We start from the raw sequence: 14573 nt of genomic DNA, 5'->3' as shown, positions 1-14573 counted from the left end.
CTCCACGATCAGTACGAGGATTGGTTAAGCTGTAAAGGCAGAAGATTGTTGGTTTGCGACCATGTTACAACAGGATTGAAATTCACCATCTATCGTACTTGACTCAAAAATTATGAGAGGATATGGGCTTTTAAGTTTTCAGGTGATGAGAAATGAACGTAAGTGTGCTTTTTGATTATTGGGTCATCACCATTGCGGCATTGTTTGTCATCGTCAATCCACTGACCACAGCATTTATGTTTGTGTCACTTCTGCCACGTACCACAGAAGCAACACGTAAAGCTGTTGCAAAACGTTCCAGTTTGATTGCGACAGCGGTATTTTTTGTGTTTGCCTTACTAGGCGGTCTGATATTTAAAATCTTTGGCATTACCATTGAGGCGTTTCGCATTGCTGGCGGTTTGATTTTATTTGGGATTGCCATGAGTATGATTCGCAAAGGGTTGGATGAAGGTGAAACCAGCAATGCCTCTGAACCCGGAAATGATGGCAAGATTGCCAGAGATATTTCGGTGATTCCGCTGGCCATTCCCTTTATGAGTGGCCCCGGTGCGATTGCCACAGTGATGATTTTGACCAGTGAGGCACCAACAACAGGACATTTGATATTAGTGTTTCTAGCCATCATTCTAACTACCGGATCGTGTTATCTGGCGATGGTTTATTCACATTTTCTGGTGCGTTACCTTGGCGAAACCGGTAAGGAGATTATCACCCGTATTTTTGGCATCATTCTGTCAGTAATAGCCGTGCAGTTTGTCATTAACGGTGTGTTGGATATCTACACCGCATTGTAATTAATACAATCTGAGTCCGACTTTGATGATCTTATCGCCATCAACTTCGTTCACTACCCAATGAATGCCATGCCAATCTACATCATCACCTACCACCGGGTGTCCACCAACTCGGCGAGAAATAAAATCACTTACAGTCATGCCAGATTGGGCAGAGCTGATAACCAGACCATAGGCTTTAGCGACATCTTCTAGTAATGCATCACCGCGAATGTTGAATGAGCCGAAAAAGGCCTCTTTTTGCTTAAGCTTGGAATGACCGCTAAAGATTTGATTCAACGCATCCAAATCTTCATTTCGGCTAATCACACAAATAGTGTCGTTAAGTTTGAGTTCGGTACTGCCTTTGGGATGCAACATCACATGATTACGAAATAACGCTGAAATCAACGTACCTGATGGAAAACGTATTAATCGAATTGGCTGACCATCTAATTGTTCGTTTTCAATACGATAAACAAATAACTCATAATCATTTTCCGGCAATATTCCTAATGCGCCGCGATGGTTTGGTGTAATTCCAACAGGAATTTCAACTCGCATCCAACGCGCCATCAACGACAGTGTGCTGCCCTGAATCAACAATGAAAGCAGTACCACTACAAAGGCGACATTGAAATACAACGATGCATTTTCAACGCCGCCAATCACCGGGAAAATGGCCAACACAATCGGGACGGCGCCACGCAGTCCAACCCAGGATATAAAACCGATTTCGCGCCAGCGAAAGCGAAAAAAGGGTTTGACCGATAGAACTACCGCTACTGGTCTGGCAATAAAAATTAAGGCTAATGCAATAACCAGAGCGGGCAGGGCATATTCAATTAATTCACTGGGATTAACTAATAACCCCAATATCAGAAACAAGCCGATTTGACTGAGCCAGGCCAGACCATCGTGTACCGGTAGAATAAAGTTCAAATGACGTCCTGGACGATTGCCAATCATCAAGCCACAAAGGTAAATAGCCAAAAAGCCACTGCCGCCAACTGCGCCGGTCAGGCCAAATACACTGAAACCAAGCGCTAATGCCAACATGGCATAAAGTCCGGGGGCTAAATCCAACCAACTGAGTAATCGGGCAATTAACCAGCCGCCGCCAATACCGATAATCAAGCCAAAGCCAAATTGCTGTAGTAAAAATAAAACAGTATCTAATGGTCCGCCAATTTCGCCAACCAGCACTTCAACTAACATAATGGTCAGGAAAATCGCCATCGGATCGTTGGTGCCAGATTCAATTTCCAGCGTAGCACCAACACGTTCATTGAGGTTAATGCCGCGGCCGCTGAGCATAGAAAATACGGCTGCCGCATCGGTTGACCCGATAATGGCACCAATCAATAAGCCTTCAAACAAACTGAGATCAAATACCCACATAGCGAGCAAACCAACACTGCCACTGGTGAGCAGAACGCCTAAAGTCGCGAGGGAGAGGGCGGGTTTGAAGCCGGCCCTGAAGGTTTTCAGCCTGGTTCGCAGTCCACCATCCAGCAGAATCATGGCTAGGGCAAGATGGCCAATCAGAAATGCCATTGAGTAATCATCAAACTCGATGCCCAAAATACCTTCTTCACCGGCAAGCATGCCGAGCACCAAGAAGATGATCAGTAATGGAAGGCCAAATTTTGATGAGAGTCGGCTACCAAGAATGCTTAGCGTGATAAGCAGGCCGCCGAGAAGAAAAAGTGTATTAATAAAATCCATATTAAACCTTGAACAAAAGCAATTAAGATTATTACACACCCTATAAGCCCATTGTCTGCTGATTGGCGTTTAATCTTTCGTGTAACAAAATCTTCAGACATAAAAAAACCGGCTAAGCCGGTTTTTTTATCGAAATTTTAAATTTATGCAGGTTTGAGAAATGGATAATCAATATAGCCTTTTTCATCACCACCATAAAAACTGTTGGAATCTGCTTCGTTGAGCATGGCATTAGTGGCAAATCGTTCGGGTAGATCCGGATTGGCAATAAATAATTTTCCAAACGAAATCAGGTCGGCTTTACCTTCTTTTAGGGCTTTATTCCCTGATGCCTGGTCATAATTGCTGTTGGTCATGTAGATACCATCCCATAATTCACGTAATGCGCTGATATCAAATGCCGGGCCAGCTATTCCAGGAGTCTCTGCGCCCATCTCGGTGATATGCAAATAGCCCAGCCCGAATTTATTAAGTGCCTTGACTATATAGCTAAAAGTGGCCTCGGGATTGGAATCATGCAAGTCATTGAAAGGTTGTAAAGGTGATAAGCGAATGCCTACTTTTTTCGGGTCCCAAATTTCGCAGACTGCAGCAGTCACTTCCATAATTAAGCGAGCGCGGTTCTCTAGGCTGCCGCCATATTGATCTTCACGTTTGTTGGTACCATCGCGTAAAAATTGATCAAGTAAATAGCCATTGGCCGCATGAATTTCGACCCCATCAAAACCTGCTTCAACTGCACAACAGGCGGCGTGACGGTATTGTTCAACAATTCGTGGAATATCTGCGGTTTCTATGGCTTGGGGTGTTTCATAGGGTTGCATACCTTGGTAGGTATAAACTTCTCCTGCAGGTTTAATGGCTGAGGGGGCAAGCGGTTTCATGCCATTTGGTAGCATAGAGCTATGTGAAACCCGGCCGCAATGCCACAACTGGACAAAAATCAGACCATCTTCTTTATGCACGGCATCAGTTACTTTCCGCCATCCGATTATCTGTTCTTCTGTGTGAATGCCGGGCGTCAATGGGTAACCTAAGGCATCATCCGCTATTTGTGTACCTTCGCTGATAATCAGGCCAGCAGATGCCCGCTGTTGATAATAGATCACATTCATGTCAGTGGGCACTAAGCCTTCACCCGCTCTGTTCCGCGTTAATGGTGCCATGACCATTCGATTTCTAAATGTCTGGTCACCAATTTTGATAGGTGATAACAGAGTAATATCTTGCGATTGGTTCATCAAAGACCTCTGGGATGAAAGAAAAAAGAAGAAACATTAAAACGTTGGAAAAAGTACTTATCACTATGCTTAAAGCTTAACTAAGCAACATCGTTGATAATCATTAATCACTGTTTTAAAAGTAAAAATTAACGAGAGTAAATATCTGACATCTCAAAAATGTAAACGTCTGGATGGGCGTGAAATTATTGCTGCTCAGATTTAGCTTTTTGTTTTGCTTCGAGCTGCGATTTAATGAACTGCAGTTTTTCCGGCACGGCGTCGCAACTATCGGCCGGACTGCCGCAACGTGAACAATTTAATGCGAACCATGCCGCATCAATTACTTCACTGCGGATTTCTTCTTCAACTTGATTGGCAGTACCCACCATGGATCGTGCACGTGTTTGAATATATCCATGTTGATTTTTGCACTGCATCACATCAATCGGCTGCTTGAAGTCGTATTGTTGATGCAATTCCAGACCTACCTGATATTGGTAAAGCATTTCCTGATAAACCAGTTTTAGCGGATCGCCGGTTCCGAGTTGAGAAACAGCACCAGCATTTGCTAACAGTGGCGCAGCTAATAACAGTAAAATTAATTTCAATTTCATAGTAGTGTCCAGGAATAATTCCCATATCAATCACAGCTTAATCCAATTTTAAACTGTGTGCATCGGCAAATTCCCTACTGTTAAACTGACAAGGGAATACGATTTAGAATGTAAACTAACAACAGTAAGGTGAACGCAACGTGAACAGAGGACAGTCAATGATGGCCAGTGAATTGAAAGTCGTTGCGCCAGTAACTGAAAAAATCCATTTTGCTATTGGTATCAGCCATGTAGGGCATGTACTGACAGCAGAATCTTCAAGCGGAATTTGTGCCGTGTATTTGGGTAAATCTCCCAAGGATATGATGGCCAGTCTGCAACAGCAGTTTTCTGCTGCAACCTGTGTTGATGGTGGCAAGGGTGTGAAAAGCACTCTCTCAAAAGTAATTGATCAAATACACAATCCGCAAAAGCGTTTTGATTTCCGGTTGGATCAACGAGGTACACTGTTCCAGCAACAAGTCTGGCAAGCCTTGTCTGATATTCCCTCTGGTTCAACTGTTAGCTATAGCGATATTGCTGAAAAACTGCAGAATCCGGGCGCGGTGAGAGCCATTGCCAGTGCCTGTGGAGCGAATAATATTGCGGTGATTGTTCCATGCCATCGAGTGATTCGTAAGGATGGTTCACTTTCCGGTTATCGCTGGGGTGTAGAGATTAAGCAGGCTTTGTTGCGTCGTGAGCGCATGACACTGACAAAATGATCACAGCGGATTTATTTGCTGAGGCAAATCAGCTTCAATGTGAACAAATCCTGCCGGAAGTTTTTTTGTTAAGAAGCTTTGCTTTGCAAATGGCGCCCCAATTGTTAAATCAGCTTGACACTCTCTCGGCAGAATCGCCTTTTAGCAGGATGCAGACACCGGGCGGTTTTTATATGTCTGCCGCAATTACCAATTGTGGTGACGTGGGATGGCATAGTGACAGACAGGGTTACCGTTACAGTGAAATTGACCCGCAAACTCAACAGGCTTGGCCAGCAATGCCGGAAAGTTTTCGCGAACTTGCTGAAACAGCGGCAAAACAATCCGGTTTTAGCCGATTTTCACCTGATGTATGTCTGATAAACCGCTATGAAGTCGGTGCCAAAATGGGCCTGCATCAGGATAAGGATGAAAAGGATTTTTCTCAGCCAATAGTTTCTGTTTCACTGGGGTTGCCAATCGTGTTTCAGTTCGGCGGGCCAAAGCGAAATGATTCTGTACAGCGAATTCCATTAGAGCACGGTGATGTAATTGTCTGGGGTGGGGCGGCAAGACGTTATTACCATGGTGTATTAACGTTAAAGCCCGGTCAGCATCCATTGACCGGGTCGTATCGATATAACCTGACCTTCCGTCAGGCCAGATAACTCAGCTTAGACCTACTTTAAGTACCAGTTCCATGGTTCGCATGCTGTAGCCCCATTCATTGTCATACCAGGCGTAGATTTTCACCTGTGTCTGATTGGTGACCATGGTGGATAGGGCGTCAATAATGCTTGAACGTGGATCGCCCCGATAATCACTCGATACCAAGGGTTTTTCTTCATAGCCCAGGATTCCGTTTAATTCATTTTCTGCAGCGGACTTTAATAACGCGTTGACTTCCTCAACCGAGGTAGCGCGTTCAACTTCAAACACACAATCCGTTAATGAAGCATTAGCTAGGGGGACGCGAACCGCGTGGCCATTTAAGCGGCCTTTGAGTTCAGGGAAAATTTCAGTAATAGCGGTGGCACTGCCGGTTGTGGTGGGAATCAAATTGTTACCAGACATACGCGCCCGGCGTAAATCTTTGTGCGGGGTATCCATAATTGACTGAGTATTGGTTAAATCATGGATGGTGGTGATCATGCCGTGTTTGATGCCCAGCTTTTCATGAATAACTTTGACGACAGGGGCCAGACAGTTTGTGGTGCAAGAGGCGGCGGTCACAATTTTATGCGCATCCGCATCGTACAGATCATCGTTCACACCCATTACCACATTTAAGATACCAGCCTGTTTGACCGGGGCTGTCACCACCACACGCTTTACACCTTGATCCAAATACGCTTGTAACATTGTGCTATCACGCATTTTGCCGGATGCTTCAATAACAACATCACAGCCTGACCAGTCGGTGTCATTAATGGCTTTATTCGCGGTTACCGCAAGGGTTTTATCACCAACTGTAATATTGCTGCCATTGGCTAGTGCAGAATGCTCCCAACGACCATGTACCGAATCAAAATTTAATAGATGCGCGTGAGTTTCAGCATCACCAGCAGGATCATTTAATTGTACAAACTCAATGTCTGGCCATTCCCACGCAGCGCGTAAACACAAGCGTCCAATACGACCAAAACCGTTAATACCTACTTTGATTGTCATGATAAATTCTCTTGTTTAGGAAACCAGTGTCGGGTGCGATTGGCAAAATAGACTAATGTCAGCATGACTGGCACTTCCACCAATACACCGACCACGGTTGCCAGAGCAGCACCTGAATGCAGACCGAATAATGAAATGGCAACAGCAACGGCCATTTCGAAAAAGTTTGAGGTGCCAATTAAACAGGCAGGAGCAGCGACATCGTGTTGCAGACGCATTTTGATGGCTGTAAAGTAACCCAAAGCAAAAATCCCGTAAGTTTGAATCAACAAGGGAATAGCAATCAGCACAATAATAAAAGGTTGTTGCAAAATGGTTTCAGCCTGAAAACCAAACAGCAAAATCACAGTGGCCAATAAACCCATGATTGACCAAGGTTTGATATGGCTTAAAAAGCTGTTGAGAGCGGGTAAGCCTTTGCTTTTAATGATGTGTTGCCGGGTAAAAAAGCCTGCAATAAGAGGTAATAAAACATATAACACGACTGAGATCAGCAAGGTTTCCCAGGGCACAGTTAAGTCAGTGATGCCAAGTAAAAATGCGGCAATCGGCGCAAAAGCGAAAATCATGATGATGTCATTGAGCGAGACTTGCACCAGAGTGTAATTGGCATCGCCTTTAACCAGTTGGCTCCAGATAAATACCATCGCCGTACAGGGTGCAACGCCCAGTAAAATCATGCCGGCAATATATTCATCAGCTGATTGCGGATCGACCCAACCGGCGAAAAATACTTTAAAAAACAACCAACCTAAAGCAGCCATAGTGAAAGGTTTGATCAGCCAGTTGATGACCAAAGTCAGCCAAATTCCCTGCGGCCTTTTGCCAACATCTTTAATGGCGGTGAAATCCACCTGTACCATCATTGGATAAATCATCAACCAGATAAATATCGCAATCAGCAGATTTACATGAGCGTATTCCAGGCTGGCGATTAGATCGAATATGGGCGGAAACAGATTACCTAAAAATAATCCTGCCAGAATGCTCAGCCCGACCCATACCGATAAATAACGTTCAAAAATACCCATCAGTTAGTGGCTCCAATTCGTTTTAATTCAGTGCTGATTTCCGTTGCAGAAAGCTTCGCCAACGATAATTCCAACAAAGCAGTAAAGCTTGTTTCAAGCAGTTGAATCAAACCATCAAAACATTGATCCCGTTCGTTTGAATCAGTGATTTTGGAAGCATCAGGCAATCCCCAATGACCTTTGACGGCTTTGCCGAACCAGATAGGGCAGCTTTCACCTGCGGCCTGATCACAGACGGTGATCACGATATCAGGATGATAGTCACTCAAAGCTTCCCAGGATTTACTGGATAATCCATCAATGTTGTAACCGTGTTCAGTTAGTTTGTTTAAGGTTTGGGGAAACACTTTTCCGGCTGGCTGACTACCCGCGCTGGCAACGATAAATTTATGACCAGCTAATTGTCGACAAATGGCTTCAGCCAGGATGCTGCGACAGGCATTGTGGGTGCACAGGAATAACAGTTTGGGAGGAGTGGTTGTCATAACATATGTTTATCCATATATTTCAGGCTAAAATTTTTAGCAGCAATTACCTAAGCGCTGTAACTTCACTAAATCATCTCTAAAAAAGTTCGGTTTGCTTTGATAAGCAGCATCAATGGATTGTGTCGCCCAAGCGGGCAGATCAGGGTTTAGACGGTAATACACCCATTGACCTTGGCGTCGATCCAGCAAAAGACCACTTTGTCTGAGTAACGCCAGGTGACGTGATATTTTTGGCTGACTGATTTGCAGGGCTGAAATCAATTCACAGACACATAATTCGTCTTGATCGACTATTAGCAGGACTAAACGCAAACGCGTTTCGTCTGCCAGACATTTGTGAAAACTCAGTAAATCCATAATGGTGATATATTCGGAAATTCATATATATGAAAAACATATATTAATTTGTTTGAATGTCAATCTACTAATTGCCAGCTATCGTCACCGATCTGAAAAATATCGCCAGCTACCATCTGTTTACGTTTACGTGTTTCCACCACACCGTTGACCTTAACATGGCCTTCAGCAATGATATTTTTCGCTTCAGCGCCGCTGTCGGCGATGCCTTCAAATTTGAGAATTTTGAACAGTTCGACCGGGCTTTTAGTGATATGCACGGTGGTGATTTCGTTTGTCATTTAATGATCCTGTTATTTATGGGAAAACAATCTGTACATCACGTTTTAGTAAAGTCATACCCACTACAATCAGCAAACTCAATATGGCTTGATGAAAGGAAACTTAGCCATGAAATATCAGCTGATCTTAGTAAAGTTGCTACAGTTTTCAATTGTGCTGGTGATGTTATACCCGCTCTATTACGTGTGGGAAACCGAAAAGATTAAAACTGCTTGTCAGCAAATCAAACCGGGAATGACGTATAACGATATTGTCATTGAACTGCAGAGCAGAGGACTTACCTTTAGCAGAATGAGTGGTGCTCAAGCTCCGGGTGAGAAATGGTTGGGACTGGTTGAATCACAAGCATCATTTAGCGGCTATGGCTGTGAAATAAGAGGCTTTGGTAATCAAATCGCGGGCGTCAGAATAGTGAAGGGTAAACAAATTGCTCCCTGAAACAGGCTGTTTCAGGGAGCAAAAAGATTAGCTTGCGACGTAATTGATCAAAATACCTGCAGCCACTGCTGAACCGATAACCCCGGCCACATTCGGACCCATGGCATGCATCAACAGGAAGTTATGTTTATCAGCTTCAAGTCCCAGTTTATTTGAAACCCGTGCCGCCATAGGCACAGCTGATACACCTGCAGAACCAATCAATGGATTAATGGGCTCTTTAGTTACTTTATTCAGAATCTTCGCCATGATGACACCGGATGCGGTACCGATAGAAAATGCGACCATACCAAGCACTAAAATACCCAGAGTCATATGATTCAAAAAACTATCCGCACTTAAGCGTGAACCAACAGCCAAGCCCAGGAAGATGGTCACGGTATTGATTAATGAGTTTTGGGTAGTGTTGCTTAGACGATCCACCACCGCACATTCTTTCATCAAATTACCAAAACAGAACATACCCAGTAATGGAGCAGCATCCGGCAGGAATAGGGCAACAAGAATCAACAATACCAACGGGAAGACAATTTTTTCACGTTGTGACACATGTCTTTGCTGGTGCATACGGATTTTGCGTTCTTTTTCATTAGTCAGCGCACGCATGATAGGTGGTTGGATCAATGGAACCAAGGCCATATAAGAATACGATGCCACCGCAATTGCACCCAATAACTCCGGTGCCAGTTTACTGGCAACATATATCGACGTCGGACCATCAGCACCACCAATAATGCCGATTGCCGCGGCATCTGCCAGAGTGAAATCAAAAATTCCGAAAGTCGAAAGTAACACTGCCCCCATCAGCGTGGCAAAAATACCGAACTGTGCTGCAGCGCCCAGAAATAAGGTTTTGGGATTCGCTAACAAAGGACCGAAATCGGTCATTGCACCCACACCCATAAATATAATCAGTGGGAAAGCCCCACTCGCAATACCGATGGTATAAAACAAATCCAAAATACCACCGGCTTCGGCTAAGCCTGCTCCTGGAATATTGGCCAATACACCACCAAATCCAATGGGTACCAGCAATAATGGCTCAAAGTTTTTCTTGATAGCCAGATATAACAACAACATACCGATCAGAATCATCACAGCCTGACCGAGCTGCATTTGATAGAAACCAGTGGCTTCCCATAGATGTAATAACTTATCCATTCGACTAGCCCTTAAGCGATTGAAACCAGTGCGTCGCCAACTTTGACGGTATCACCGGGTTTTACATTGATAGCAGTCACAGTACCGGCATGTTCTGCCACGATCTGTGTTTCCATTTTCATCGCTTCAAGGATGAGTATCACATCACCTTCATTAACGGCTTGTCCTTGAGCTACCATGATTTTCCAGATATTTCCGGATAAAGGCGCCTTGACGACGGCACCTTCGCTGACTGGCTGTTGGGGAGCCGTTTGAACTGCTTGAGGTGCTTGTGAACTGTCAATCTGACTGATATCACCGCCTTCATTGACCTCAACCACATATTGTTGGCCATTGACGGTAATAGTGTAAGTTTCTGGTGCGCCAGCTTGTTTAGCAGGAGCAGTTGATGAATGAGTTGCTTCAGCCGTGGGTAATGGCTCAAAAGCATCCGGATTGCCACGATTTTTGAGGAATTTAATTGCTGTCTGGTTAAACAAGGCAAAGGTCAATACATCATCAATCTGTCTTTCACCTTCTTCCAGTTTGAAGTTGTCCTGGTCTGCCAGTGAAACCAACTCAGCGGTAAGTTTATCCATTTCATCTTCAAGCAGATCCGCTGGTCGGCAAGTAATCACCTCAGCACCATTCAAAACGCGTTTTTGCAGCTCAGTATTGAAGGGAGCAGGCGCTGAACCATACTCTCCACGTAATATACCTTGGGTTTCTTCAGTAATGGATTTATAGCGCTCGCCAGTCAAAACATTAATAACCGCTTGGGTGCCGACAATTTGCGAAGTAGGGGTAACCAATGGGATAAAGCCGAGATCTTCGCGCACTCGCGGAATCTCATGTAAAACTTCATCCATACGATCCAGTGCATTTTGTTCACGCAACTGGCTTTCCATATTGGTCAACATACCGCCCGGAACCTGAGCCACCAGGATGCGTGAATCTACCCCACGTAAACTGCCTTCAAACTTGGCATATTTTTTCCGGATTTCGCGAAAGTAAGCGGCGATTTCTTCAAGTAATTCAATATTTAAACCCGTGTCACGATCAGTACCTTCAAAGATGGATACCACTGATTCAGTCGCGGAATGACCATAGGTCATCGACATGGAGGAAATTGCTGTATCCACATTATCAATACCAGCTTCAACACATTTCATAATGGTTGCCGTCGACAGGCCTGTAGTGGCATGGGATTGCATATGTATAGGGATATCAATGGTTTGCTTAAGACTTTTAACAAGTTCAAAAGCTTTGTAAGGCTTAAGCAAACCAGCCATATCTTTAATACATAGGGAATGGGCACCCATATCTTCGATGCGTTTTGCCATATCCAGCCACATTTGCAGATCATGAACAGGGCTGATGGTATAGGCCATGGTGCCTTGGGCGTGTTTATCATTTTCCAACACGGCTTTAATGGCGACTTCAAGGTTACGTGGATCATTCATCGCGTCAAATACGCGGAATACGTCAACGCCATTAATGCTGGCTCTTTCAACAAACTTGCGTACGACATCATCAGCATAATGGCGATAACCGAGCAAATTCTGACCGCGCAACAACATTTGTTGTGGCGTATTCGGCATAGCTGCTTTCAAACTGCGGATACGGTGCCAGGGATCTTCGCCTAAATAACGAATACAGGCGTCAAACGTTGCGCCACCCCAGGTTTCGACTGACCAGTAACCGACTTGGTCAAGTTTATCGGCAATCGGCAACATATCATCCAAACGGAGTCGAGTTGCAAATAAAGATTGATGGGCATCACGTAGAACAACATCCGTGATGCCAAGAGTTTTTTTTGCTTCGGTCATATTATGGCCTTGTGATTAAACTTAGTTATATGGTGACTTGGCGTCACTTATTTTTTTTGTTTCGGTATTTATGCACTGCGCTTGATAATACGGTGAGTAGTGCGTGATCTTGGGAAGGCTGTGATGAGTTTTTGGTGTTTGATGCAGGTTGACCGAGTACGGCGGTTGGAGCGGGTATGCCATCAACTGGAAGGGCGCCGACGCTCTTTTCGTAGCGGGTAATTATCCATGACATTAAGGTTGTGACGAGTACTAGTACGGTCAAGAACATAAATACAAAACCCATGCCGGTCAGCATAAGCGTGAATCCTTCTGACATAAGGGTGGTGTCTTCCATCAGTTTGCCTCTAATTGATTTGGGTCGTTAAAAGCTTGAAGCGTATTCAACTGTAAACAGCCGCGTAGTATAGCATTGTTGATTTAACTCACATATTTCCTTTACGCATAAGGCCTCATTTGACCTAGAGTAACAGGGAAAAAACCATATTGAAAATAGCTTGTGTTTTAATGACTTGCTAGGTAAAACTCAGAAAAAGGATGGTCTGTAAACCGATGTGGGTGTACAGAGTTTAGTCAGTGTTTTTAAGGAAAAAGGCTGAAACTTATGGAACACCATGTCCCCCTTATCAGCACGATTGCTGCCGGCTTCGGTCTGGCACTGGTGCTGGGCTTTATTGCCGAAAAAATTAATATCCCTGCTTTGGTTGGCTATTTGCTGGCAGGAATCATTATTGGGCCCAGCACACCCGGTTTTCATGCTGATGTTGATATTGCGATTCAATTATCCGAAATTGGGGTGATGCTTTTGATGTTTGGTGTGGGCTTGCATTTCTCCCTCAAGGACTTGATGGCGGTCAAGCGCATTGCAGTTCCCGGGGCCATTGTGCAGATGTCTATTGCCACCTTGCTCGGCACCATGCTCGCCATGAGTTGGGGGTGGACTTTTGGAGAGGGACTGGTGTTGGGTTTGTCATTATCCTGTGCCAGTACGGTGGTGTTATTAAAAGCTCTGGAATCCCAAGGGTTGCTGGAGACAATAAATGGGCGTATTGCAATAGGCTGGCTGATTGTCGAAGACTTGGCCACTGTACTGATGCTGGTGTTACTGCCAGCATTGGCGGGGATTTTAGGTTCTGGCGAAGCAGGCGTTTCAGATGCGCCACTTTGGCGAACTATCAGTCAGATACTGTTTCAAGTTACTGCATTTGTTGCGGTGATGTTGATTCTAGGTCGTCGACTTTTTCCGTGGATCCTCTGGCAGGTGGCAGGGACCGGATCGCGTGAATTATTTACTTTGGCCACTATTACCGCCGCCATCAGCATTGCTTATGGTGCGGCATTATTATTCAATGTGTCGTTTGCCTTAGGCGCTTTTTTTGCTGGCATGATGATGCGTGAGTCCGAGTTCAGTCATCGCGCGGCAGAGGAATCGTTACCGCTGCGCGATGCGTTTTCAGTGTTGTTTTTTGTTGCAGTAGGTATGTTGTTTGACCCGGTAATTCTGCTTGAACAGCCACTACATGTTTTGGCTGTGGTAGGTATTATCATTATTGGTAAATCCATGGCGGCAATGGCGATCACGCTGGCGTTTCGTTATCCGCTGAACACGGCTTTAACGGTGGCTGCCAGTCTGGCGCAAATCGGTGAGTTTTCTTTTATTCTTGCCGGTTTAGGATTGACTCTGGGATTATTACCCCAGGAAGGAATGAATCTGGTACTGGCCGGAGCTATCATTTCGATAGCACTGAATCCATTGTTGTTCTCTGTGGTCAATCCACTACGTAAATGGATATTGATGCGTTCATTTTTAGCCCGCAGACTGGAACGTCGCCAGGAGCCGTTTGCTGAGTTGCCGATGTCCACCGCAAGTAAATTTCTTAAGGGGCAGGTGGTGTTGGTCGGATTCGGTCGTGTTGGCAGTCGGGTTGCTGAAGCACTGAAAGCCCGTGATATTCCATTTGTTGTTGCAGAACAAAATCGCGAACAGGTCAAAGCGTTACGCAAACAGGGTATTGCAGCGGTGGCGGGTAATGCCGCCGAACCTGCAGTATTAATTCAGGCACATATTGCCAATGCTGCCATGCTGGTTATTGCAACACCGGATCCAGTTGATATAAGACAAATGGCTGATACCGCCCGCAAATTAAATCCGGGTATTGAGATTGTATTAAGAACATACAATGCGGCCGAAGCACAACTATTAACAAAAGATGGTATTGGTAAAGTTTTTTTCAGTGAAGATGAACTGGCGAAAAGTATCACCAGTCATATCACCACACGATTTGCCCCGAAAAATACTGAACACTGACTCCT

At 44.8% G+C, this 14573-nt stretch carries 16 protein-coding genes; 5 read left to right on the top strand and 11 right to left on the bottom strand.

All coding sequences use genetic code 11. The annotated features are described in order from the left end of the window. Positions 1-152 precede the first annotated feature (152 nt). Entirely contained in the window at positions 153-797 is a 645-nt protein-coding gene (locus tag Q7V21_RS02045) for a MarC family protein (protein WP_136553098.1), read from the top strand. Here the strand turns inward: Q7V21_RS02045 and Q7V21_RS02040 are convergent, their stop codons facing one another. From Q7V21_RS02040 to Q7V21_RS02030, 3 genes are all read right to left on the bottom strand, one after another. Beyond that, positions 798-2504 carry a potassium/proton antiporter gene (locus Q7V21_RS02040; protein ID WP_304915687.1) on the bottom strand — a complete coding sequence of 569 codons (1707 nt, stop codon included), beginning with the start codon at positions 2502-2504 and terminating at the stop codon, positions 798-800. A gap of 143 nt (positions 2505-2647) precedes the next feature. Beyond that, on the bottom strand, positions 2648-3745 hold the full coding sequence (locus Q7V21_RS02035; RefSeq protein WP_136553102.1) for an alkene reductase: 1098 nt from the start codon (positions 3743-3745) through the stop codon (positions 2648-2650). A gap of 185 nt (positions 3746-3930) precedes the next feature. After that, entirely contained in the window at positions 3931-4341 is a 411-nt protein-coding gene (locus Q7V21_RS02030; RefSeq protein WP_069295287.1) for a hypothetical protein, read from the bottom strand. Positions 4342-4481: 140 nt separating this feature from the next. Between Q7V21_RS02030 and Q7V21_RS02025 the strand changes: the two genes are divergently transcribed. Continuing rightward, on the top strand, positions 4482-5045 hold the full coding sequence (locus Q7V21_RS02025; RefSeq protein WP_304915686.1) for a methylated-DNA--[protein]-cysteine S-methyltransferase: 564 nt from the start codon (positions 4482-4484) through the stop codon (positions 5043-5045). Further along, positions 5042-5692, top strand: a complete 651-nt coding sequence (alkB, locus tag Q7V21_RS02020) for a DNA oxidative demethylase AlkB (protein WP_304915685.1) — start codon at positions 5042-5044, stop codon at positions 5690-5692. The genes Q7V21_RS02025 and alkB overlap by 4 nt, the downstream gene beginning before the upstream one ends. Position 5693: 1 nt before the next feature. On the opposite strand, the gene Q7V21_RS02015 is transcribed toward alkB, so the two are convergent. From Q7V21_RS02015 to Q7V21_RS01995, 5 genes are read right to left on the bottom strand one after another with little or no spacing between them, the layout of a single operon-like run. Next, entirely contained in the window at positions 5694-6695 is a 1002-nt protein-coding gene (locus Q7V21_RS02015) for an ArsJ-associated glyceraldehyde-3-phosphate dehydrogenase (protein ID WP_304915684.1), read from the bottom strand. Further along, on the bottom strand, positions 6692-7726 hold the full coding sequence (gene arsB, locus Q7V21_RS02010; RefSeq protein WP_304915683.1) for an ACR3 family arsenite efflux transporter: 1035 nt from the start codon (positions 7724-7726) through the stop codon (positions 6692-6694). Before arsB ends, Q7V21_RS02015 begins: the two co-directional genes overlap by 4 nt. Then, the gene (locus Q7V21_RS02005) at positions 7726-8211 is read right to left on the bottom strand and encodes an arsenate reductase ArsC (protein WP_304915682.1); all 486 of its coding nucleotides are present in this window, start codon (positions 8209-8211) and stop codon (positions 7726-7728) included. The genes arsB and Q7V21_RS02005 overlap by 1 nt, the downstream gene beginning before the upstream one ends. Positions 8212-8247: 36 nt before the next feature. Beyond that, positions 8248-8571 (bottom strand): metalloregulator ArsR/SmtB family transcription factor, encoded by a 324-nt coding sequence (locus tag Q7V21_RS02000; RefSeq protein WP_304915681.1) that lies wholly within the window; start codon positions 8569-8571, stop codon positions 8248-8250. 59 nt (positions 8572-8630) lie between these two features. Next, positions 8631-8852 (bottom strand): RNA-binding S4 domain-containing protein, encoded by a 222-nt coding sequence (locus Q7V21_RS01995; protein WP_069295281.1) that lies wholly within the window; start codon positions 8850-8852, stop codon positions 8631-8633. Between the two features lie 109 nt (positions 8853-8961). On the opposite strand from Q7V21_RS01995, the gene Q7V21_RS01990 reads away from it, so the two are divergent. Then, positions 8962-9291: a hypothetical protein gene (locus tag Q7V21_RS01990; RefSeq protein ID WP_136553109.1), complete on the top strand. Its 330-nt coding sequence runs from the start codon at positions 8962-8964 to the stop codon at positions 9289-9291. A gap of 27 nt (positions 9292-9318) precedes the next feature. On the opposite strand, the gene Q7V21_RS01985 is transcribed toward Q7V21_RS01990, so the two are convergent. Genes Q7V21_RS01985 through Q7V21_RS01975 form a run of 3 tightly spaced genes read right to left on the bottom strand, consistent with a single transcriptional unit; the run spans position 9319 to position 12597 of the window. Then, entirely contained in the window at positions 9319-10452 is a 1134-nt protein-coding gene (locus tag Q7V21_RS01985) for a sodium ion-translocating decarboxylase subunit beta (RefSeq protein ID WP_069295279.1), read from the bottom strand. A gap of 11 nt (positions 10453-10463) precedes the next feature. Continuing rightward, a complete protein-coding gene (gene oadA, locus Q7V21_RS01980) occupies positions 10464-12260 on the bottom strand; it encodes a sodium-extruding oxaloacetate decarboxylase subunit alpha (protein ID WP_304915680.1) in 1797 nt (598 codons plus the stop codon). A gap of 43 nt (positions 12261-12303) precedes the next feature. Continuing rightward, positions 12304-12597, bottom strand: a complete 294-nt coding sequence (locus Q7V21_RS01975; RefSeq protein WP_304915679.1) for an OadG family protein — start codon at positions 12595-12597, stop codon at positions 12304-12306. A gap of 267 nt (positions 12598-12864) precedes the next feature. On the opposite strand from Q7V21_RS01975, the gene ybaL reads away from it, so the two are divergent. Then, complete coding sequence (gene ybaL / locus Q7V21_RS01970) at positions 12865-14568, top strand: YbaL family putative K(+) efflux transporter (RefSeq protein ID WP_304915678.1); 1704 nt, start codon at positions 12865-12867, stop codon at positions 14566-14568. Positions 14569-14573 lie beyond the last annotated feature (5 nt).

This window comes from Methylophaga sp. (genome assembly GCF_030651745.1).
The sequence above is the reverse complement of the archived record's forward strand: the minus strand, read 5'-3'. Positions and strand labels throughout refer to the sequence as shown.

What these genes read in the sequence shown, in the direction of transcription:
- Q7V21_RS02015 (WP_304915684.1), bottom strand. Translation starts at nt 6,695, where the DNA reads ATGACAATCAAAGTAGGTATTAACGGTTTTGGTCGTATTGGACGCTTG.
- alkB (WP_304915685.1), top strand. Translation starts at nt 5,042, where the DNA reads ATGATCACAGCGGATTTATTTGCTGAGGCAAATCAGCTTCAATGTGAA.
- Q7V21_RS01975 (WP_304915679.1), bottom strand. Translation starts at nt 12,597, where the DNA reads ATGGAAGACACCACCCTTATGTCAGAAGGATTCACGCTTATGCTGACC.
- Q7V21_RS01985 (WP_069295279.1), bottom strand. Translation starts at nt 10,452, where the DNA reads ATGGATAAGTTATTACATCTATGGGAAGCCACTGGTTTCTATCAAATG.
- Q7V21_RS02045 (WP_136553098.1), top strand. Translation starts at nt 153, where the DNA reads ATGAACGTAAGTGTGCTTTTTGATTATTGGGTCATCACCATTGCGGCA.
- ybaL (WP_304915678.1), top strand. Translation starts at nt 12,865, where the DNA reads ATGGAACACCATGTCCCCCTTATCAGCACGATTGCTGCCGGCTTCGGT.
- Q7V21_RS02040 (WP_304915687.1), bottom strand. Translation starts at nt 2,504, where the DNA reads ATGGATTTTATTAATACACTTTTTCTTCTCGGCGGCCTGCTTATCACG.
- Q7V21_RS02005 (WP_304915682.1), bottom strand. Translation starts at nt 8,211, where the DNA reads ATGACAACCACTCCTCCCAAACTGTTATTCCTGTGCACCCACAATGCC.
- Q7V21_RS02000 (WP_304915681.1), bottom strand. Translation starts at nt 8,571, where the DNA reads ATGGATTTACTGAGTTTTCACAAATGTCTGGCAGACGAAACGCGTTTG.
- Q7V21_RS02035 (WP_136553102.1), bottom strand. Translation starts at nt 3,745, where the DNA reads ATGAACCAATCGCAAGATATTACTCTGTTATCACCTATCAAAATTGGT.
- Q7V21_RS01995 (WP_069295281.1), bottom strand. Translation starts at nt 8,852, where the DNA reads ATGACAAACGAAATCACCACCGTGCATATCACTAAAAGCCCGGTCGAA.
- Q7V21_RS02030 (WP_069295287.1), bottom strand. Translation starts at nt 4,341, where the DNA reads ATGAAATTGAAATTAATTTTACTGTTATTAGCTGCGCCACTGTTAGCA.
- oadA (WP_304915680.1), bottom strand. Translation starts at nt 12,260, where the DNA reads ATGACCGAAGCAAAAAAAACTCTTGGCATCACGGATGTTGTTCTACGT.
- arsB (WP_304915683.1), bottom strand. Translation starts at nt 7,726, where the DNA reads ATGGGTATTTTTGAACGTTATTTATCGGTATGGGTCGGGCTGAGCATT.
- Q7V21_RS01990 (WP_136553109.1), top strand. Translation starts at nt 8,962, where the DNA reads ATGAAATATCAGCTGATCTTAGTAAAGTTGCTACAGTTTTCAATTGTG.